Origin of the sequence: Streptomyces sp. NBC_00249 (assembly GCF_026342355.1) — a bacterium.
GTDB lineage: Bacteria > Actinomycetota > Actinomycetes > Streptomycetales > Streptomycetaceae > Streptomyces.
Genome location: NZ_JAPEMV010000012.1, coordinates 22,954 through 41,997, shown reverse-complemented (window position 1 = coordinate 41,997; position 19,044 = coordinate 22,954). Strand labels below are relative to the sequence as shown.

15 protein-coding genes are annotated in these 19,044 nt (G+C 72.1%); 4 read left to right on the top strand and 11 right to left on the bottom strand.

The window, feature by feature from the left end:
• Positions 1-53: 53 nt before the first annotated feature.
• A complete protein-coding gene (locus OOK31_RS37340) occupies positions 54-1,271 on the bottom strand; it encodes a nucleotide disphospho-sugar-binding domain-containing protein (RefSeq protein ID WP_267091892.1) in 1,218 nt (405 codons plus the stop codon).
• Between the two features lie 61 nt (positions 1,272-1,332).
• The gene (locus OOK31_RS37335) at positions 1,333-2,385 is read right to left on the bottom strand and encodes an NAD(P)-dependent oxidoreductase (RefSeq protein WP_267091891.1); all 1,053 of its coding nucleotides are present in this window, start codon (positions 2,383-2,385) and stop codon (positions 1,333-1,335) included.
• Between the two features lie 115 nt (positions 2,386-2,500).
• On the opposite strand from OOK31_RS37335, the gene OOK31_RS37330 reads away from it, so the two are divergent.
• Together OOK31_RS37330 and OOK31_RS37325 are read left to right on the top strand one after the other, a co-directional pair.
• Positions 2,501-3,106 (top strand): dTDP-4-dehydrorhamnose 3,5-epimerase family protein, encoded by a 606-nt coding sequence (locus tag OOK31_RS37330; protein ID WP_267091890.1) that lies wholly within the window; start codon positions 2,501-2,503, stop codon positions 3,104-3,106.
• Between the two features lie 20 nt (positions 3,107-3,126).
• Positions 3,127-6,387: a BTAD domain-containing putative transcriptional regulator gene (locus OOK31_RS37325; protein ID WP_267091889.1), complete on the top strand. Its 3,261-nt coding sequence runs from the start codon at positions 3,127-3,129 to the stop codon at positions 6,385-6,387.
• 45 nt (positions 6,388-6,432) lie between these two features.
• Here OOK31_RS37325 and OOK31_RS37320 read toward each other — a convergent pair whose 3' ends face one another.
• From OOK31_RS37320 to OOK31_RS37310, 3 genes are all read right to left on the bottom strand, one after another.
• Positions 6,433-7,593: a nucleotide disphospho-sugar-binding domain-containing protein gene (locus OOK31_RS37320; RefSeq protein ID WP_267091888.1), complete on the bottom strand. Its 1,161-nt coding sequence runs from the start codon at positions 7,591-7,593 to the stop codon at positions 6,433-6,435.
• A gap of 4 nt (positions 7,594-7,597) precedes the next feature.
• Complete coding sequence (locus OOK31_RS37315) at positions 7,598-8,761, bottom strand: nucleotide disphospho-sugar-binding domain-containing protein (RefSeq protein ID WP_267091887.1); 1,164 nt, start codon at positions 8,759-8,761, stop codon at positions 7,598-7,600.
• 132 nt (positions 8,762-8,893) lie between these two features.
• Positions 8,894-9,517 (bottom strand): PadR family transcriptional regulator, encoded by a 624-nt coding sequence (locus OOK31_RS37310; protein ID WP_267091886.1) that lies wholly within the window; start codon positions 9,515-9,517, stop codon positions 8,894-8,896.
• Positions 9,518-9,742: 225 nt separating this feature from the next.
• On the opposite strand from OOK31_RS37310, the gene OOK31_RS37305 reads away from it, so the two are divergent.
• Positions 9,743-11,332, top strand: a complete 1,590-nt coding sequence (locus OOK31_RS37305; protein WP_267091885.1) for an MFS transporter — start codon at positions 9,743-9,745, stop codon at positions 11,330-11,332.
• Positions 11,333-11,451: 119 nt separating this feature from the next.
• Here OOK31_RS37305 and OOK31_RS37300 read toward each other — a convergent pair whose 3' ends face one another.
• Positions 11,452-12,630 (bottom strand): nucleotide disphospho-sugar-binding domain-containing protein, encoded by a 1,179-nt coding sequence (locus OOK31_RS37300; RefSeq protein WP_267091884.1) that lies wholly within the window; start codon positions 12,628-12,630, stop codon positions 11,452-11,454.
• A 198-nt stretch (positions 12,631-12,828) separates the two neighbouring features.
• On the opposite strand from OOK31_RS37300, the gene rfbA reads away from it, so the two are divergent.
• Positions 12,829-13,734, top strand: coding sequence for a glucose-1-phosphate thymidylyltransferase RfbA (gene rfbA, locus OOK31_RS37295; RefSeq protein ID WP_267091883.1), 906 nt, complete (start codon positions 12,829-12,831; stop codon positions 13,732-13,734).
• Here rfbA and OOK31_RS37290 read toward each other — a convergent pair.
• The 5 genes from OOK31_RS37290 to rfbB all read right to left on the bottom strand — a co-directional run bounded on the left by OOK31_RS37290 (position 13,727) and on the right by rfbB (position 19,010).
• Positions 13,727-14,383 (bottom strand): response regulator transcription factor, encoded by a 657-nt coding sequence (locus OOK31_RS37290; protein WP_267091882.1) that lies wholly within the window; start codon positions 14,381-14,383, stop codon positions 13,727-13,729. The two genes, rfbA and OOK31_RS37290, sit on opposite strands and share 8 nt — an antisense overlap.
• Before the next feature lie 168 nt (positions 14,384-14,551).
• Positions 14,552-15,322 (bottom strand): AfsR/SARP family transcriptional regulator, encoded by a 771-nt coding sequence (locus tag OOK31_RS37285; protein ID WP_267091881.1) that lies wholly within the window; start codon positions 15,320-15,322, stop codon positions 14,552-14,554.
• Positions 15,323-15,598: 276 nt separating this feature from the next.
• On the bottom strand, positions 15,599-16,576 hold the full coding sequence (locus tag OOK31_RS37280; protein ID WP_267091880.1) for a Gfo/Idh/MocA family protein: 978 nt from the start codon (positions 16,574-16,576) through the stop codon (positions 15,599-15,601).
• The gene (locus tag OOK31_RS37275) at positions 16,573-18,021 is read right to left on the bottom strand and encodes an NDP-hexose 2,3-dehydratase family protein (protein WP_267091879.1); all 1,449 of its coding nucleotides are present in this window, start codon (positions 18,019-18,021) and stop codon (positions 16,573-16,575) included. Before OOK31_RS37275 ends, OOK31_RS37280 begins: the two co-directional genes overlap by 4 nt.
• Positions 18,018-19,010, bottom strand: coding sequence for a dTDP-glucose 4,6-dehydratase (gene rfbB / locus OOK31_RS37270; RefSeq protein ID WP_267091878.1), 993 nt, complete (start codon positions 19,008-19,010; stop codon positions 18,018-18,020). Before rfbB ends, OOK31_RS37275 begins: the two co-directional genes overlap by 4 nt.
• Between the last annotated feature and the right edge of the window lie 34 nt (positions 19,011-19,044).

The window sequence follows — 19,044 nt, the reverse complement described above, 5'->3', positions numbered from 1 at the left end:
GCCGCCCGGCCCGGCCCGGTCACCGGGGACGGACCGGGCGGCCCCGGTACGGGTCAGCGGCCGACGGCCGCGGCCTGCAGCAGGACCAGCACGTCGGACGGGGCCGGAAGGGCGTTCATCGCAGTGCGCACGGCGTCGGTACGGGCCCGCCCCGGCTGGTCGAGCAGGGTGTGCAGCGCGGCCTCGATACGCGGCAGATCGCTGCTCTCCCGCGGGTCGAGCATGACGCCCGCGCCCGCCGCGTCCACCCGCTCCGCGAACGCGGCGAGCACCGGGGCCAGCGGGAACATGAGCTGTGGCACACCGGCCGCCACCGCGGTCAGACCGGTGCCCGTGCCACCGTGGTGGATCAGCGCGTCGCAGGCGGGCAGCAGCTGGGTGAACGGCACCGACTCCGCCACCCGCACCTGCGGCGGCAGGTCGCCGAGCAGTCCGCGGTGCGCGGCGGTCACCGCCAGCACGATGTCCACGTCCAGCCCGGACAGTACCTTCAAGGTGCGCTCGAAGGCCTCCGGCATGCGCTCCGGCCGCACTTCGGCGGCCGTCACCCCCCAGGTGAGACAGACCTGGGGCCTCTCCCTCGGCGCCCGGAGCCACGCGGGCTCGACACCGCCCCCGCCGTTGTACGGGACGAACCGGACGTCCGTGCGCTCCACGCGGGCCGGCCAGCGAAGCTCGGGCGGGCAGGGGTCGATCCAGCCGGCCGGCCCCTGCGGGGGCTGCGCGCCGAACCGCTCGAACAGAGCGCTGTAGCCCGGCAGCGGATCCCCGGTCATGCCCTCCAGCTCGTTACGGGTGATCATCGGCGAGCCGAACATGTGGCTGAAGGCCGGTATCCCCAGAACGGCGCCGACCACCGTCGCCGCGTAGCAGACCGTGTCGTGCACGATCACGTCAGGACGCCAGGACCGCGCGAAGGCGAGCAGGTCGTCGACCATCGCGTCCGCCACCACGAACTGCTTCTCCGCCAGCATCCGGTACACCCCGTGCACGTCCGCCCCCAGGGTCTCCGGCGACCGTGCCCAGTCCCGGGGCCACGGCGCCGTCTCACCCAGCCAGGCCCCGAGCCCGTCGGTGCGCCGGGCCATCTCCTCGCGCGACACGTCCCGGCCCACCGGGACCGCAGCGAGACCGGCCCCGGTGACGGCCCCGGTGACGGACGGTGGGACGGCGATCCGGACCTCGTGCCCGGCCGCCCGCGCGGCCCAGGCGAGCGGAACCATCGGGAACAGGTGGGAAGACCCCGTCCAGGTCGCGAACAGTACGCGCATGTGCCCTCTTTCGTGTTCGGTCGGATCGGCCCGCGCGCTGCGCGCGGGCCGGTACTGCGGGTCAGCGGTCCGCCAGCGCCCGCCACAGACCGGCCACCGCGTGCGTCAGCTGCCGTTGCGGAGCCCAGCCGAGGAGCTGCCGGGCGAGCCGGACGTCCACCTCCAGCCATTCGGGCGGCGCGGCGGCCACGTCCGGCGCCGGCGGTGTCTCGACGACCCGCGCCGGCACCCCGCTCACCCGGATCAGCAGGTCGACCAGCGACCGCACGGACACCGCCTCACCGCTGCCGATGTTCAGCACCCGCGCGCCCACCGACGAACGGGCCGCCGCGCTCACCGCGGCACCCGCGTCCGCGGCGTCCACGAAGTCCCGCGCGGCGCGCAGCGGCGCCAGCCGGATCTCCGCGGTCCGGCCTTCGAGCGAGGCCAGGTGGAGCTGCTGCGCGACCCGGCCCAGGAGGCTCGCGGGAGGGGAGCCCGGCCCGGCCACGTTCGCCATCCGCAGGACGAGCGCGTCGATGTCACCGCGTCCCGCCGCGTCCAGGACCAGCTCGGTGCCGCGCAGTTTGGTGCGCCCGTACACGGTCGTGGGCCGCGTCGGAGCCGACTCGTCGACCGGCCGGCCCTGCCGGCCGGGCGAGTACTCGTTCACCGAGCCCAGATGGACGAGGCGCACCGGCGGCTCTGCCCGGCACAGCGCATCGACCAGCCGCCGCACCAGCTCGGTGTTGGCGGTGACCATCTCCCGCTCGGAGGCGGCCCAGACGGCCCCGGCGGCGTTCACCACCGTGGTGGGCCGCCCGTCGGTCAGTACCCGGGCCAGCGCGGCGGGCGCCGTCGCGCACAGGTCGAGCGCGAGCGGCAGCACGCCAGGGCCGGCCGGCTCCGCGCGCCGTGACACGGCGACCACTTCGCGGCCCTCGTCGACGAACGCGGCACACACGTGCCTGCCGACGAAACCGGTGCCGCCCAGTACGACCACCCTGGTGTGTCCGCCGTCGGGGATGACGTACTTCTCTTCGGCGTTGCCGAACATGGGGACCTCCGCACCCGCTGTCAGTACGCCGCAGGCCCGCCTGCCGGAGCGGCGGGCCGGCGGCGGCGCGCCGACCATGCTTCAGCTCCCGCTTCAAGCCTGCGTCCACGCTGGGTGGTAGGAGCCGGTGCCAGGGGCCGCCCCATGCCCCCTGGAACGAGAATCGAAGGGACCGCACTACGTTCCGCGCACTATGGACGTCTCCGAACTCGCGGTGCCGCGCGCCTGGCGGATCACACCGGACCAGCACTCCGACCCCCGTGGCACCTTCTTCGAGCTGCACCGGCACAGCCAGGTGATCGAGGCGACCGGCCGCCCCTTCCAGGTGGCGCAGGTGAACTTCTCCAGCTCGCGGCGCGGCACCCTGCGCGGCATCCACGGCACCCTCACACCTCCCGGCCAGGCGAAGGTGGTGACCTGCGTCCGCGGCGCCGTCCTCGACGTGGTCGTCGACACCCGCATCGGCTCACCCACCTTCGGCATGTACGACATGACGCGCCTGGACGCCGAGTCGGGCACGGCCGTCTACCTGGCCGAAGGGCTCGGCCACGGCTTCCTCGCCCTGACCGACGACGCGTCCGTCTGCTACCTGTGCTCCTCGGAGTTCGTCCCGGGAAGCCAGGTCGACATCAACGCCCTCGACCCGGACCTCGGCATCGACTGGGGCCTCACCGAGAAGCCCCTCATGTCGGACAAGGACGCCGCCGCCATGACCCTGGCCGAGGCCGCCGCGGCCGGGCTGCTGCCCTCGTACGAGGAGTGCCTGGCCATGGAGGAGCGACTGCGTACGGGCACGTGAACACCCGGCACAATGGGCGCGTGGTGAGTACGGTGCGCGTCGACATACTGGGTGAGCTGGAAGTCCGGACCGAGGACGGTACGGCCGTCGCCGTGCCGGGGAGCCGGCTGCGCGCACTCGTCGCCCTTCTGGCGCTGGCCGGCGGGCGGCCCGTCCCCAGCGAGCGGCTCATCGAGGAGCTCTGGGACGAGGACGAGCGCCCCGCCGGCGCCGCCAACGCCCTCCAGGTACTGGTGTCCCGGCTGCGCCGGGCGCTGCCGGAGGGCCTGGTGGAGTCCCGTCCGAGGGCATACCGCCTCGCCCTGGAGCCCGAAGCCCTGGACTCCTGGCGGTTCGAGCGACTGGTGGCGCACGGTCGTACCCTGGCCGGCTCGGACGACGCCGAGGCGGCCGCCGCCTTCCGCTCCGCCCTCGCGCTGTGGCGGGGGCCTGCCCTGGCCGACCTCGACGACGCGGGTTCCGTACGGCTGCACCGCGACCGGCTCGAAGAACTGCGGCTGGCCGTCACCGAGGACCGCGTCGAAGCCGAGCTGGCCCTGGGCGCGGGGTCCGGCCTCGTCCCCGAACTGGAGATGCTCGTCGCCGCGCACCCGCTGCGCGAACGGCCGCGCGCCCAGCTGATGCGGGCCCTGTTCAGCGCCGGACGCCGGGCCGATGCCCTCGCCGCCTACGAGGACGTCCGTCGCCGCCTGTCGAACGAGCTCGGCGTCGACCCCGGACCCGAACTGGCCGCGGCGCACCTGGCCGTGCTGCGCGGCGAAGGCGGCGCGCCGCCGCCACGGCCGGCCCGCAACACCGCACCGCGTCGCCGCACCAACGTGCGCGCCCAGCTCACCCACTTCGTCGGGCGCGAGGAAGAGGTCGCCCAGGTCGAGCGGCTCCTGGAGGACTCGCGCCTGCTCACCCTCGTCGGCCCGGGCGGCGCGGGCAAGACCCGGCTCGCCTCCGAGTGCGCCTCCCGCCTGGTCGACGCCATGCCCGACGGGGTGTGGATGGTCGAACTGGCCTCCGTCACCGACTCCTCCGACGTGCCCCGGGCCCTCGTCTCCGTGCTGGGGCTGCGGGCCGACGGGCTGATCGCACAGCCCGCCAGCACCCCGGGCCCCCAGGAGCGGCTGGAGCAGGCCCTGCGGGACAAGCGGCTCCTGCTGGTCATGGACAACTGCGAGCAGGTCGTCGCGTCCGCCGCCGCGCTCGTGGACCGGCTGCTCGCGCACTGCCCGCAGCTGCGGGTCCTCGCCACCAGCCGGGAACCCCTCGGCATCACCGGCGAGCAGCTGATACAGGTCGATCCGCTGCCCGTGCCGGAGGCGGTGACCCCCGCCGAGCTCGCCGTGCGCAGCCCCGTGGTGCGGCTCTTCAGCGAGCGCGCCGCGGCCGCCCGCCCCTCGTTCCGCGTCACCCACGAGAACGTGGCCGTCGTCCTGGACATCTGCCGCGCCCTCGACGGACTCCCCCTCGCCATCGAGCTGGCCGCGACCCGGCTGCGCTCCATGTCCCCGGAACAGGTCCGATCCCGCCTCGACGACCGCTTCGCGCTGCTCACCGCCGGCAGCAGGACGGCGCTGCCGCGCCAGCAGACCCTGCACGCCGTCGTCGACTGGAGCTGGGAACTCCTCAGCGTGGGTGAACGCGAACTCGCGATGCGTTTCTGCGTGTTCCGCAGCGGTGCCTTCCTCGACGCGGTCGAGCGGGTCACCGCCTGCACCCCGGGCTCCGGCGATGGGGCGCCGCGCCAGGAGGAGGTGCTCGGACTCCTCCACGGACTCGTCGGCAAATCCTTCCTGACCATCAATGACCGGGACGGCGAACCGCGCTTCCACATGCTCGAGACCGTACGCGCCTTCGCGCTGGCCAAACTGGACGCGAGCGGCCTGGGGGAGGACCCCAGGCACCAGCACGCCCGGTACTTCCTCGCCCTCGCCGAACGTGCCGAGCCGCAGCTGCGCCGCCACGACCAGCTCACCTGGCTGCGGCGCCTGACCCTGGAGCACGACGAGTTCACGGCCGCGCTCAACTGGGCCGCCGAGCAGGGCGAGAGCGAGATCGCCACACGCCTGGTCGCCGCGCTCGGCTGGTACTGGTTCCTGCGCGGCTTCCGTCAGGAGGCGGCCGAGTGGGCGGAGCGGGCCCTGGCTCTCGACCCGGCCCCAGTGCCTCCCGCCGCGCGCGCACTGGCCCTGGTCACCGCGCTGCCGCAGCTGGTGGGCGAGGGCTCGGACCCCGTGGGATTCCGGGCGCGGATGGCCGAGGTGCGCGAGCTGATCGACGGCATGGAGCGGGACGGCGACCCCTTCTCCCATCCGGCTCTCGGCCTGTTCGAACCCATCGCGAACATGCTCAGCGGCGACGGCTTCCTCCTGGAGTCGGTCCGGCGCCGCTCCCGCGACGCCGACCCCTGGGTGCGCGGTCTCGCCCACCTGCACCGCGGCCAGATCGAGACGACCCTCGGCGAGACGCAGCGGGGGGCCGCGGACTACGACCTCGCGGCGCAGCTGTTCCGTGGCATCGGCGAACGCTGGGGCACCGCACAGGTGCTCGTCGCCGGAGCGGAGGCGCACAGCTCGCGCGGGGAGCGGCGGGCGGCGATCGACGCGCTCGAAGAGGCCCTGCGGCTCATCGGTGAACTCGGGGACCGTGAGGACCAGCCGCTGCTGATGGTGCGCCTGGCCACGGAACGGGCCTACGACGGGGACCTGGAGCGGGCACAGGAGGAGCTCGGCGCCGCCCTGGAACTGGCCGACGAGCTGGGAGCGGGGGAGCAGCGGGTACTTGCCCAGCAGGCGATGGGCGACGTCGCGCGCTGGGCCGGTGCGACCGGCCGGGCCCGGCAGTGGCTGGAGCGGGCCCTCGGAGACTTCGAGGCGACGGGACAGGGCATCGACCAGGTGCACACCCTGCTGCTGGCTTCCCTCGGCTCGGTCGAGGTCGCCGACGGCCGCACCGGACCGGCGCGCGAGCGGTTCGCGAAGGCGGTCGGGCAGTTGCCGCCCACCCCGGAACCGGGCATCGTCGCCCGGCTCCTGGAGCTCCTCGCGGACGTGGAACTGGCCGATGGCCGGCCGCTGCGGGCAGCCCGTCTGCTGGGCGCGGCCGACACGCTGCGCGGTACCCCGGAGAGCGCCGCGTCCGGCCCGGACTCCGCCCGCGTGACCGCGGGTGTACGGGCGGCGCTGCCCCGGGAGGACTACCTCGCCTCGTACCGCCGCGGCGCCGGTACGGGCCACCGGGCGGCGGTCGCGCTGCTGCGCGCCGAGGCGGGCGAGCGCCCCGCGCCCTGACGGGGGCGCGGGGCGCGGGACACGGGGCGATCGGTGCGGGGCCGCCTACCGCAAGGACTCCAGCAGGCCGACCACGTCCGCCGGGGTGGGCTGGCCGGCCATCAGGGCGCGCAGCTCCCCGGCACGCTCGCGCAGACTCCGCTCCCCGAGTACGGTCCGCAGGCCCGCGGCGACCCGGCCGCCGTCGAGCTGGTCCTGCGAGGGGACGTTCACACCGGCCCCGACGGCCGCCACCCGCTCCCCGCACATCGCCAGCGCCGGGTTGAACTGGGGCAGCACCAGCTGCGGCAGCCCGTGGGCGATCGCCGTGAGCGCCGTACCGGACCCCCCGTGGTGGACGACGGCCGCACAGGTGTCCAGGAAGAGGTTCAACGGCGCCGGATCGACCACGCGGACGAACTCGGGGAGTCCGCCCAGCTGGTCACGCAGCTCCGCCGCGAGGGGGACGACCAGCTCGATCCGGTCCTCGTCGGACACCGCGGACACCAGGGAGCGCAGCAGGGACAACCCGCCGAGGTCCCCGGGCATGCTGCCCAGCGAGACGCACACCCGCTGCCGTCCCCCGGTGTCCTCACGCGTCCATGCGGGAACGGAGCCCGAGCCGTTGAAGGGGACGTGCCGGACGGACAGGGCCGGCGCGGCCGACGGGAACTGGAGGCCCGGAGGGCACGGGTCGAGCACCGCCGCCGGAGCGCCGAGCCCCGAGGGCAGCCCGACGCGGGCGCAGATCTCCGCGAGCGCCTCCCGGGCGGGCCCGGCGGACTCGGTCGACATGGTCTCCGGGCCCCAGCGGTGCACCACCACGGGAACACCGAGCACGCCGCCGAGCACCCGCGCGCCGAACTCCAGGGGGTCGGCCACGATCAGGTCGGGCCGCCACCACCGGGCGAGCTCCAGGTGGTCGTCGATGACGGCGTCGACCCGTTGACGCCAGCGCTCGGCGAGCTGTTCCCAGGTCGGCTGCCACGTGCCGCCCGGCGCCGCGGCCTGCTGTCGTGCGACCTGCGCCATCCGCCGGCGCCGGTCGGCCTCCAGCTGCTCGCTGCCGACCGCGGCGGTGACGAACCCCGAGGCTTCGGCGTGCGGCAGCAGATCGGGCTGGCCGGCCAGCAGCACCTCGTGACCCGCGGCGCGCAGGGCTCCCGCGAGGGGCACCATGGGCAGCAGGTGACTGGGTACGGAGACGGACGCGAAGAGGACCCGCATGCGCTCAGCCCGCCAGCTCTTCGAGTACGGGCACCAGTTGCGCGGGCGTCGCCATGGTGGCCATCTCCTCGCGCAGCCGGGCCGCTCCCTCGGCGTACGAGGGGGAGTCGAGGACGGCCCGCAGCGCGTCGCGGATCTGGGCGGGGTCGTTCTGCGTCCGTGCCTCGTCGAGCTTGCGGCCCGCGCCGACGGCCTCGACGCGGTCGGCGACGACGAAGGTGTCGGTGATGCCGGGCAGGACGAGCTGCGGAAGCCCGAACGCGGCCGCGGTGAGCGTGGAACTGGCGCCGCCGTGGTGCACGACCGCGTCGCAGGTGTCGAGGAACAGGTTGAGGGGGGCCGGGTCGACGACCCGGACGGACGGCGGTACGGGTCCCAGAGCGGCCTGGAACTCGGGTTCCAGGGTCAGGACGGTCTCCACGTCGTCGAGTTCGCCGGCGGCCTCGGCGACGGCGCGGAACAGGGGCAGTCCGTTGAGCGCGGCGGTGAGCCTGCCGAAGGTCACGCAGACCCGCTGCCGCCCGCGCGGCTTGTCCTTCGCCCAGTCCGGCAGCGTTCCGGTGCCGTTGAACGGGATGTACCGCATGCCCTGGCTCGGCGGGGCCTCGGGGACCTGGAGGCTGGGCGGGCAGGGGTCGAGGACCATGGCCGGGCGGGGCAGGCCGTCCAGGCCGAGCCGGCCGAGCATGGTGCCCATGGTCCGGCGGGCCATCTCCTGCCCGGGGAAGCCCGCGGGGTCGACGCCCCACCGGCGGTTCACCGTCGGGATGCCGAGCATGCCGCCTACGATCAGCGCGCTGAACTCCAGGGGGTCGGCCACGATCAGGTCGGGCTTCCACTCCCGGGCGAGCGCCAGGTACTGGGACACCATGTAGCGGCAGTGGATGAGCCAGATCTTGTTCACGGCCTCCCAGTGGCCGTCCTTCACACGGGTGTGCCCCACCTCGATCGGCCGCTTGCCCTCGGGCAGGCCGGAGGTGAGCGGCTCCAGGGCGTCGAAGTACTCGCCGACGACGGCGGTGTTCAGACCGGCCCCGTGCGCCGTGCCGATGATGTCCGGCTGACCGGCGACCAGCACCTCGTGCCCCGCCGCACGGAGCGCCCAGCCCAGAGGGATGGAAGGCGCGAAGTGGGTGGACACCGGGGTACTCATGAACAGCACACGCATCGAGGCTCTCCCTGACGGCTGACGAGGGGCATTTGTGGCGCCCATCGTGGGGAAGCCCCGTCCAGACTGCTTCGGAAGCGGTTGGAGGCGGGCCGCGTCCGCGGCCCGCCTCCGGCTGTTCGTCCCGCCTCCCTACGACCGGCGGTCGTCCTCCTCGGCGAGCATCCGGTAGAGGGAGCGGCGCGCGTCCAGGAGCACCTGCCGGGTTCCCGCGTACCGGGCGTCGTCCGCGTCGTGCAGCGCGTGCCGTACGGCGGTCACCACTTGTCCGCAGAGGGTGTCGATTTCCTGCGCCCGGGGGTCGGTGGCGGACTCCACGCTCCGCCACAGGGCTTCCGCCTCGCTCTGGCCTCCGGCTGCGTGGGCTCGGCCGGCGTCGGTGAGCCGGTAGGTCTTGCGGGTGCCGCCCTCGACCTGCTCGATCAGGGCGTCCGCCTCCAACTGCTGGAGCGCGGGGTAGACGGCGCCGGGGCTGGGCTGCCACACCCCGGAGCTGCGCTCGGCGATCAGCTGGACGATCTGGTACCCGTTCAGCTGATCCGTCGAGGACAGCAGGGACAGTGCGGCGGTCCGGATGTCCCCGCGGCCGGGCTTGTGGCCCTGCGCCGTCACCTGGGCGGGAGGCCGGGAGGCGTCGAGCGCCGTGGCCGCCCGGAACGGCGCGGGCGCCAGAGCCGGTTCCGCCTGCGGGACCACGGGCGGCACGGCGCGCACGGCGAAGGACTCCGCGGTGGGGGGGATCTCTGCGTCGGACATGGTGTCTCCACCTCTCACGTTCTGTAGAACTTCTGTAGAACATCACCAACGAAGATCACACTACATCTAGAACTTCTACAGAACAACCCGGGTTCGGCCGGGCGCAGGAGGGCCGGCTCCGGCTCAGGTCCCTGACAGGCCGCGCTCAGCCGGGCCGCCCACCGTGACATCGGACGAGCGGCACGCCGGTGCCGCGACCGCTGACGACCAGGGAGTCACGCAGAGATGAGCGATGCGACCGCCACCACGGCGAAGCCGGCGCCCGAGGAGCCGAAACCGATGTCGCCGCACATGATCAAATGGATCTCGGTCAGCGCCCTCGGCACCCTGCTCCTCGCCAGCCTCGACCAGACCATCGTCGGCAGCGCCGCATGGACCATTGCCAGGGACCTCGCTCCCCAGGACGGGCTCGGCCTGCTGCCCTGGCTCTTCACCGTCTACCTGCTCGCATCCACGGCCACGCAGCCGCTGTACGGCAAGTTGAGCGACATCTTCGGCCCGAAGAAGGTCTTCCTCGCCGCCATCAGCCTGTTCCTCGTCGGCTCGATGCTCTGCGGGACCGCGCAGAGCATGCCCCAGCTCATCGTCTACCGCACCGTCCAGGGACTCGGCGCCGGCGGCCTCGTCGGCGTGACCCTGGTCATCGTCGCGATGATCTCGCCCCCCAAGGACCGGGCACGCCGCTCCGGACTCGGCGGCGCGATCATCGGCGGCGGCAGCGTCGCGGGCCCGCTGCTCGGCGGCGTCGTCAGTGAACACATGGGCTGGCGCTGGCTGTTCTACATCAACGTGCCCCTCGGCATCGCCGCCCTGGCGATCATGCTGTACGCGCTGCGCCTGCCGGCCGGACCGCGCCGCCGCGAGCCCGTGGACATCCTCGGAGCGGTCCTGCTCGCCGCGGCGGCCAGCATCATCCTGCTGGTCACCGACTGGGGCGGCACCCGGTACGCCTGGACCTCGCCGCTGATCCTGGCGATGGGGGCGGCCGGAGTACTGATCACCGCCTTCTTCATCTGGTGGGAGCTGCGCGTGACCGCGCCGATCCTGCCCCTGTCGCTGTTCCGCAACCCGGTCTACCGCACCGTCGCCCCGCTCCAGATCGTCACCGGCCTCGCGGTCATGTCGGCGCCCGTCTACCTGGCCACGTACATGCAGATCGCGCGCGCCCAGACGCCCACCAGCTCCGCCCTGTTCACCGTCCCCCTCGCGGCCGGCCTGGTGCTCTTCTCCACCTCCGGCGGCCTGTGGATCTCGCGCTCCGGCCGCTTCCGCAGGGTGCTCGTACTCGGCAACCTGCTGTGCACCGCCGCCCTGGTCCTGCTCGGCCTGCTCGGCGCGGGCACGCCCCCGTGGGTGATCGCCGTCGACCTCTTCCTGCTGGGCTCCGGCCTCGGCGGCCTCATGCAGGTCTCGGTCCTCGCCGTGCAGAATTCCGTGGCACCCCATCAGCTGGGTGTTGCCACGACCTCCGTCCGCTTCCTCGGCCGGATGGGCCAGGCCCTCGGCACCGCCCTGCTCGGTGTCCTGCTCAACGCGTCGTTCGACTCCAAGCTGCCGCCGGAGGTCCGCGACCAGCTCGAGGGCAACGTGGCGAACCTCGGATCTGTGGAACGGCTCCCCGCCCCGGTGCGGGAGACCGTCGTGGACGCCTTCGTATCCGCCAACCACGTCCTCTACCTCACCGCGGCGGCCGTCTCGGTCCTCGCCGTCGTCCTGTCCTTCTTCGTGAAGGAGAACATGGACAGCGCCGAACCCGGCTGGGTCGGGGCCGCCCCCGCCACCGGATCCCCGGCGGCCGGCCCCGGCCGGGGCTGAGCGGCCCCAGGAACCGCGGTCCGGCAGCGTAAACCCCCGAGCGAGGCCGGCCCGCGCACCAGGCCGGGCGGAGCGGGGCGTGCGAGAACACGCCCCGCTCCGCCCGGCCGTCCGCGTTCTCACACCCGCACGCGCCCGGCGATCTCCTCAAGAGGTGCCACCCACCCGGCCGCCGTGGTCATCGCGCCCATTTCCGCCGCGAGCCGGCGCGCCGCCCCCGCGACCCGGGGCGAGGACAGGAGCCGCTCCGCCGCGGCGCGGATGCCCTCCGTCTCCTGGGCGTCCCGGTCCAGCACCTCGCCCGCCCCGCAGGCAGCCAGCCGCTCACCGTGCTCCACCAGGTACGGGGCCTGCGGCAGCACCAGCTGCGGCAGCCCGAACGACGCCGCGGTCAGCGTCGTCCCGCCGCCGCCGTGGTGCACCACCAGGGAACACCGGCCGAGGATCAGGTTGAGCGGTACGTCCTCCAGCAGTTCGACGCCCGCCGGTACCCTGCCGAGCAGGGCCCCGGTGCCCGCGGCCGCCGCCACCACGACACCGCCCGGCCCGGCCGGCCCGGCCGTCCCGCCGAGCGCCCGCAGAGTACTCCGCAACGGCCCGGCCCCGTCGAGGGCCACCGTACGGGTACCGAAGGTCACGCAGACGCGGCCGCCGCGCGCGGCGGCCCGCCACGGCAGGCTGCCGCTGCCGTTGTACGCGCCGAAGCGGATCCCCCCGCCCGCGCTCAGCCCCGGTTCCTGCAGGCCGGGCGGGCACGGGTCGAGGACCAGCGCCGGCTCCGGCAGGGCCCCCGGTCCCCGCGCCGCGCACCAGTACGACAGTGCGTGCCGCGCCTGACGCCACCGCTCGTCGCCGAACCGGTCCACACCCCAGCGGTGGTGGACGAACGGCACGCCGAGGTCGGCGGCGACGAACGGAGCCGCGAACTCTAGGGGGTCGGCGACGATCAGGTCCGGTCGCCACCGCCTGGCCACCGCCGTGGAAGGGGCCAGTACCCCTGCCGTCCGGCCGCGCCACTTCTGTGCCAGCACCGGCCACGGTGGTCCGTCGCCGCCCGCCGCGGGTGAAGGCCCCGGACCGGCCGCCGCCCGCTCCGCCGCCGCCCGTTCCCGCCGGGAGCTGTCGTCGTCCACCGCTTCGACGACCGCGACGCACAGCCCCGCCCGCCGCGCCGCGGCCTCCACCTCCGGCTGGCAGGCCACGAGCACCTCGTGGCCCGCCGCCCGCAACGCCCAGGCGAGCGGGACGACCGGTGTGAGATGGGTCGGCACCGGGCTGGTCATGACGAGTACGCGCATGTCGGTTCTCCTGTCGCCGCGCGTCGGTGAAGCGGGAAGGCGCACACCCTCGCAAGGGACCTTCGACGACGGCTCGAAGCGCCTGGCCGGGACTGGATCGGGGCACCACAACGCCACGAAACCCGGGTGGTGTGCTGCCGTTGAGGCCGCCCACTCCCTGGGAACGGGCCCACTCGCAACGGACGGAGAACGCAGGACGTGAAAGGAATCGTGCTCGCGGGCGGCAGTGGGACACGCCTGTACCCCACGACGCTCGCGGTGTCCAAGCAGCTGATGCCGGTCTACGACAAGCCGACCGTCTACTACCCGATCTCGGTGCTCATGCTCTCCGGGATCACCGACATCCTGATCATCTCCTCACCCGCGGACCTGCCGCAGTTCCGCAGACTGCTCGGGGACGGCAGCGAGCTGGGCGTGAGCTTCAGCTACGCCGAGCAGGAGCAGCCCAAGGGACTCGCGGAGGCGCTGCTCATCGGCGCCGACCACATCGGCGACGACTCCGTGGCCCTCGTCCTCGGCGACAACCTCTTCCACGGCCCCGGCCTCTCGCCGTTGCTGCAGAAGAACGCGCGGGACGTGGACGGCTGCGTTCTGTTCGGCTACCAGGTGAGCGACCCCGAACGCTACGGCGTCGGAGAGGTCGACGAGCAAGGACGCCTCCTCTCCATCGAGGAGAAGCCGGCGCTGCCCCGGTCCAACCGTGCCATCACCGGGCTCTACTTCTACAGCAACGACGTGGTGGACGTCGCCAAGAACATCAAGCCGTCGCCGCGCGGAGAGCTCGAGATCACCGATGTGAACCTCGCCTACCTGGCCGAGGGCCGCGCCCGCCTCGTCGACCTGCGCCGCGGCTACACCTGGCTGGATACGGGCACGCCGCAGGCACTCCTCGCCGCGAGCCAGTTCGTCGGCATCATGGAGAGCCGGCAGCGCGTCCGCATCGCCTGCCTGGAAGAGATCTCCCTACGCATGGGGTTCATCGACGCGGACGCCTGCCACCGGCTGGGCGAACGCCTGGCCACCTCGGAGTACGGGCGATACGTGATGGAGGTGGCCCGCGCCTGGGGACCTCCGTCCGCCGCCGTTGCCGGCGCGGTCAGTTGACCATGATCAGGCAGAGGGCGACGGCCTTGTTGACCGCGTCCAGTCGGGACACGGCCTGCAGTTTCACGAAGATGTTGTGCAGGTGCCGTTTGACGGTCCCTTCGGAGATGCTGAGCTGACGGCCGATCTGCGCGTTCGTCATGGCCTTGCCGACGAGTTCGACGACTTCCCGTTCCCGGGTGGACAGCACACCGGCCGGTGGGCCGTGTGCCTTGTCGGGCCGCGGCAGCAGGAACCCCATGCGACTGTTCCCGTGACCGCTCACGTCGAACCTGCTCATGTAGACGGCCGAGAGCAAGTACCGGTGCGGAACGTCCTTCGGGAGATAGGCCCGCACCCCGATGCCCATCATCTGCTGGAGCACACCGGCCTGCACGGAAGAGGCCAGGACGATGGTGTCGGCATGCGGTGCCGCCCGGACGACTCCGGCGACGAGGGTCTCCACGTGGTCGGCGGTGACCTGGTCGAGCCCCAGCAGAATGACATCGGGTTGCGCGTCGACGATGTTCTCCAGCAGACCGCCCTCCGTGGTCGGGCCGTGCCCGACCACGGATAAGCCCTCGTCCCGGTTGACGATCGTGCGCAGGCCTTCTCGAAATATGGTGTTCTCGTCGGCGACGAATACGCTGATCGGCCGTGCATCGGTCATTGTGCGGCCGAGATCGCCTCTTCCTTTCATCTACCATCTCCCCCGTGTAGATGTAGGCTGAATCAGCCTTCGACGCTAGCACCAAGATCGATCGCAGGCAACCGGCCGGTAGGGGGGTCTGGCTAAAGGATTTCCCAAGGCTTCCTAAAGGCTTTCCGGCTCTGAGTGTCAGGCCGATACGGGCATGGTGACCGGGGCCACTTCTTCGCGTACCGGATCTGTCAACAGGTATTGCTCCAGCCGCTGGAGGGGGAGTGAAGGGTGCAGTCCCAGCTCGTCGTCCAGGACTCGCCGAAGTGACTGGTAGGCCTGCAGGGCTTCTCCCCGTCGGCCGGAATATCTGAGGCAGGTAATCAGTTGGGCGTGCAGCCATTCGTTGAGCGGGTGGGTGGCGACCAGGGAGCGCAGCTCGGGGACCAGCTCCCGGAACCGCCGCAGCTTCATGTCGGCCTCGATGCGCAGCTGCAGGGTCCCGAGGCGGCTCTCCTCCAGCTGCACCACGTGGGCTTCAAGGATCCTACCTGCGTTGACGTCGGAAAGCGCCGGGCCTCGCCAGAGCGCGAGGGCCTCCTGCAGCCGGCGCGACGCCTCCTCCGGCCGCCCCGCCGCCAGCAGTCGCTTGCCCTCCGCGGATCGCTGTTCGAAGACCTGGGCGTCGATCACTCCGTCCCCGATCCGCAGGCTGTATCCCGGGGCCTTGGTGACGAGAATTTCCCCGGCCGATTCGCTGCCAACTGCCTTGCAGAGCATTTTCCGCAATTGGTAGATATAAGTCTGTGCGGTGGTGACGGCGCTGCGCGGCGGACAGTCGGTCCACAATTCGTCAATAAGGGCGGGTATCTCGACCACTTGATTGGCGCGCGACAGCAGCAAGGCCAATGTATTTCGGGCCTTGGGTGCGGTCGGTGTGTAGTGTCCATTTTCGTGCAGGACTTCCATAGGGCCAAGGATGTTGAACCGCATTTTTCTTGATGTCCTCTCCGGGAGGGGTGGGCGTATTTTCCGGGTATTTTCCGGACCCCCGCGCCGACCCGCTCCGTCGTGCAATACGAAAACACTATCCCGCGATTCGAGCGTTCCTCAAGGGTGATACGTCGCAAGTGGCATGTCCCGCTTGCGTGATGTTCCTCGGGAGCGATCGGCAAACGGGTACGCCGCGGACTCGCATCCCCGTTCCTTCGGGATGCGAGTCCGCGGCGCACGTAAATGCGGGGGTTATGCGGCCAGGGCGCTGCTCCGGACCGCTTCCACCAGCGTGGCCTGGCGCAGCACGTCGTCGTAGTGGGAGCCGAAGTCGGCCTGCCGGCGCACGGCCAGGGCGAAGGCCTCGACCGTGTTCTCGAACTGCGCCTCCGGGAGGAGGGTCAACTCCCTTACACCTTCCGGTCGTTCGACGCGCAGCACGGGCCTGTGGGTGTCCGGGGTGGTGAACGCCCGGTCCAGGGTGAGCCGCCCCTCGCTGCCCCACAGCTCGTACGCGCAGCGGTAGGACCGGTCCCAGCCGAAGCCCAGCCGTGCGGTGACGCCCGAGGGGGAGCGCAGGAGCACCGTTCCGGAGGTATCAGCTCCGGCTCCGGAAGCGGGCGAGAGCGTGGCCCCCACGACCTCCAGCTGCTCCCCGGCGAACAAGCGCGCCGCCCGAAGGGGATACACACCCGTCTCCTCGAGGCTGCTGAGGGTGCCGGAGGAGGCCGACGCCGGAGGGGCGGGGATGCCGAAGTCGGCCGACACCTCGCGGAGCCGGCCGATGACCCCGTCCCGCAGCAGCTCCCGCACCCGCGCGTGCTGCCCGTGGTGCAGGAACATGAAGCTCTCCATCACCAGCAGGCCGCCCTCGCGAGCCGCAGCCACCACCTGCGACGCCTCGCGCAGGGTGGTCGCGGCCGGCTTCTCGCACAGCACGTGCTTGCCGGCGCGCAGGGCCCGTACGGACCACTGCGCGTGTATCCGCGTGGGCAGGGGGATGTACACCGCGTCGATGTCCGGCCGGGCCAGCAGTCGCTCGTACCCCTCGACGGCGTCGCAGCCGAAGCGCCCGGCGAAGGACCGTGCCTTGCCGGCGTCACGGCTGGCCACCGCCACCAGGCTCACCAGCGGCCCGCGCACCATGGCGGGCAGCATCCGGCGGAACGCGACGTCCGCGCAGCCCAGCACCCCCAGACGCAGGGCCCCCGGCGGCCCCGGGCTGCTCACCACGTCGTCCGCAAACTGGCCAGCAGGCTTCTGGCCTGCACGTTCAGATAGCGACTGTGCTGCACCAGCTCCATGAGCTGGTGGGCCGTCATCCACCGGTGGTCCGGGCCCTCCTCCAGGGGGAAGTCCTCGCCCACCTCGACGATCATGTAGCGGTTGTCGGCATGGTAGAAGCGGCCGCCCTCCTCGGACAGGACAGCGTCGAAGCGCACCGCCTCGGCCGGCGCTTCGAGCACCGTGTCCAGATGGAGCGGCCGCCGGTCCGGGGGAAGGTCTGCGTAGTTGACGGGCAGGCACTGGACCGTGGGCGCCAGCTCGCACGTGTCGAGCAGCCCCGCTTCCACCTTGGCGTGCATCAGCACGTGCAGCACACCTTCGATCCGGCGTACCACGAAGGCCGCCACACCCCGCTCCACCGGGGCGATCAGGGGCTGGCTCCACGCGCTGACCTCGCGGGTCCGCGCCCGCACGTCGACGGCAACCACCGTGAAGTGCTTGCCCTCCGCGTGGGAGATCTCCGTCTCCGACCTGTGCCAGCCGTGCACCTCGGACAGGGGGAGGCGGCGCCGGGAGAACTCCCGGCGGGACTTCGCCTCGGTCAGCCAGCCCAGGATCTGCCCCGTGCCGTGCCGCTCGCCGCCGCGCCCCGCCAGGGAGCGCCGCAGGGCCTCGGTGTACTCCGACGGGCCGGCGGAGCCGAGGCCGTCAGGGGCCCGGAAAGGGATACACGCCAGAACCGAACGCGTATCCATGTTGACTACGTTGTCATTGGTGAGCAGCCGATGTATCTGCCCGATCGTCAGCCAGCGGAAATTCTCGTGGGCAGGGACCTCACCCGTCACTTCGACGATCATGTTCCGGTTCCGTTTGTGAAGGAACCAGGCCCCCTGCTCGGACTGGAGGGAATCGACGAGGGTGGTCCGGCCGGGGTCGGTGAAGTACTCGAGAAAGGTGGTGCGCCGCCCGCCGTGCACCCCCGTGTAGTTGCTGCGGGTCGCTTGCACCGTCGGGGAAAGCTGCACGGTATCGGGGTTTCCGGGCTCCATCTTGGCCTGCATCAGACAGTGCAATACACCGTCGAACTCCTTGACCAGGATGCCCAGTACGCCGATTTCCGGTTGGTCGAGAATCGGCTGGGACCACGAACCCCGGGCCTGCCAGTCCGTATTCACCTCCAGGCCGACGACCGAGAAGAACCCGCCGCTCGCGTGGACCAGATTTCCGTCCGACTCCCGGAAGGACCAGTCCGCCAGGTCCCCGAAGGCGATCCGGTCGACCGTGAACCGGTTGGCCCTGCGGTGCTCCGTGAACCAGGTGTCGAAGGCGGCGTTCGGCAGGACGGGGCTGTCGGTCGCCGCCGCCGAGTCGGTGAACCGCCGGGACAGGACCGAGGGCCCGGTCGGCACCCCGGCCGCGGGCAGCTCCAGGCTCGTCGACACGCTCATGCTCCTTCTCGTACGGGGGAGGACTCCGGGGCGCGCAGCGGCTTCCACCAGCCGGGGTTGTCCTGGTACCAGCGGACGACGGAGGCCAGACCGTCCGCGAGGGCGACGCGGGGCCGGTAGCCGAGCTGCGTGCGGATCTTGGTGTCGTCGACCGCGTACCGCAGGTCGTGGCCCTTGCGGTCCTCGACGCGGCGCACCCGGCTCCGGTCGGCTCCGCACAGTTCGAGGAGCTGGTCGGTGATCTCCTCGTTGGACAGCGCCGTACCGCCGATGTTGTAGACCTCGCCCGCCGTCCCGCCGGTGAGGACCGCGTGGACGGCCCGGCAATGGTCCTCCACGTGCACCCACTCGCGCACGTTGCGCCCGTCCCCGTACAGGGGGACCGACAGCCCGCTCAGCAAGTTGGTGACGAAGAGCGGGATCAGTTTCTCGACGTGCTGGTAGGGGCCGTAGTTGTTGCTGCACCGGGTGACGCGGACGTCGAGCCCGTAGCTGCGCCAGTACGCGCGGGCGATCAGATCGCCCCCCGCCTTGGAGGCGGAGTAGGGCGAGTTGGGCAGCAGCGGACGGGTCTCCGTCCACGACCCCTCGTCGATCGAGCCGTACACCTCGTCGGTCGACACGTGGACCACGCGCCGCACCTCCGCCCGCAGGCACGCCTCCAGCAGGCTCTGCGTGCCCGCCACATTGGTCCTGACGAACTCGGACGCGGCGTGCAGTGACCGGTCCACATGGGACTCGGCGGCGAAGTGCACCACCTCGTCGTGGCCCCGGACCAGGCCCCGCATGAACCCGGCGTCGGCGATGTCGCCCCGGACGAAGCGCAGCCGTTCGTGGCTCTCCGGAAGGTTGGAGCGGTTTCCCGCGTAGGTGAGTTTGTCGACGACGGTCACTTGCGCGTCCTCGTAACCAGGATGGACGCCGTCGAGCAGTGCACGGACATAGCAGGAGCCGATGAAACCGGCTCCGCCCGTGACCAGGATCCGCACTGTGAGTACCCCCAGCAGGAGTCGGTGGCCCGCT

Excerpts from the sequence above, each read along its gene's own strand:
- OOK31_RS37340 (WP_267091892.1), bottom strand. The coding sequence starts at position 1,271 with ATGCGCGTACTGTTCGCGACCTGGACGGGGTCTTCCCACCTGTTCCCG.
- OOK31_RS37335 (WP_267091891.1), bottom strand. The coding sequence starts at position 2,385 with ATGGTCGGCGCGCCGCCGCCGGCCCGCCGCTCCGGCAGGCGGGCCTGC.
- OOK31_RS37330 (WP_267091890.1), top strand. The coding sequence starts at position 2,501 with ATGGACGTCTCCGAACTCGCGGTGCCGCGCGCCTGGCGGATCACACCG.
- OOK31_RS37320 (WP_267091888.1), bottom strand. The coding sequence starts at position 7,593 with ATGCGGGTCCTCTTCGCGTCCGTCTCCGTACCCAGTCACCTGCTGCCC.
- OOK31_RS37315 (WP_267091887.1), bottom strand. The coding sequence starts at position 8,761 with ATGCGTGTGCTGTTCATGAGTACCCCGGTGTCCACCCACTTCGCGCCT.
- OOK31_RS37310 (WP_267091886.1), bottom strand. The coding sequence starts at position 9,517 with ATGTCCGACGCAGAGATCCCCCCCACCGCGGAGTCCTTCGCCGTGCGC.
- OOK31_RS37305 (WP_267091885.1), top strand. The coding sequence starts at position 9,743 with ATGAGCGATGCGACCGCCACCACGGCGAAGCCGGCGCCCGAGGAGCCG.
- OOK31_RS37300 (WP_267091884.1), bottom strand. The coding sequence starts at position 12,630 with ATGCGCGTACTCGTCATGACCAGCCCGGTGCCGACCCATCTCACACCG.
- OOK31_RS37290 (WP_267091882.1), bottom strand. The coding sequence starts at position 14,383 with ATGACCGATGCACGGCCGATCAGCGTATTCGTCGCCGACGAGAACACC.
- OOK31_RS37285 (WP_267091881.1), bottom strand. The coding sequence starts at position 15,322 with ATGGAAGTCCTGCACGAAAATGGACACTACACACCGACCGCACCCAAG.
- OOK31_RS37275 (WP_267091879.1), bottom strand. The coding sequence starts at position 18,021 with ATGAGCGTGTCGACGAGCCTGGAGCTGCCCGCGGCCGGGGTGCCGACC.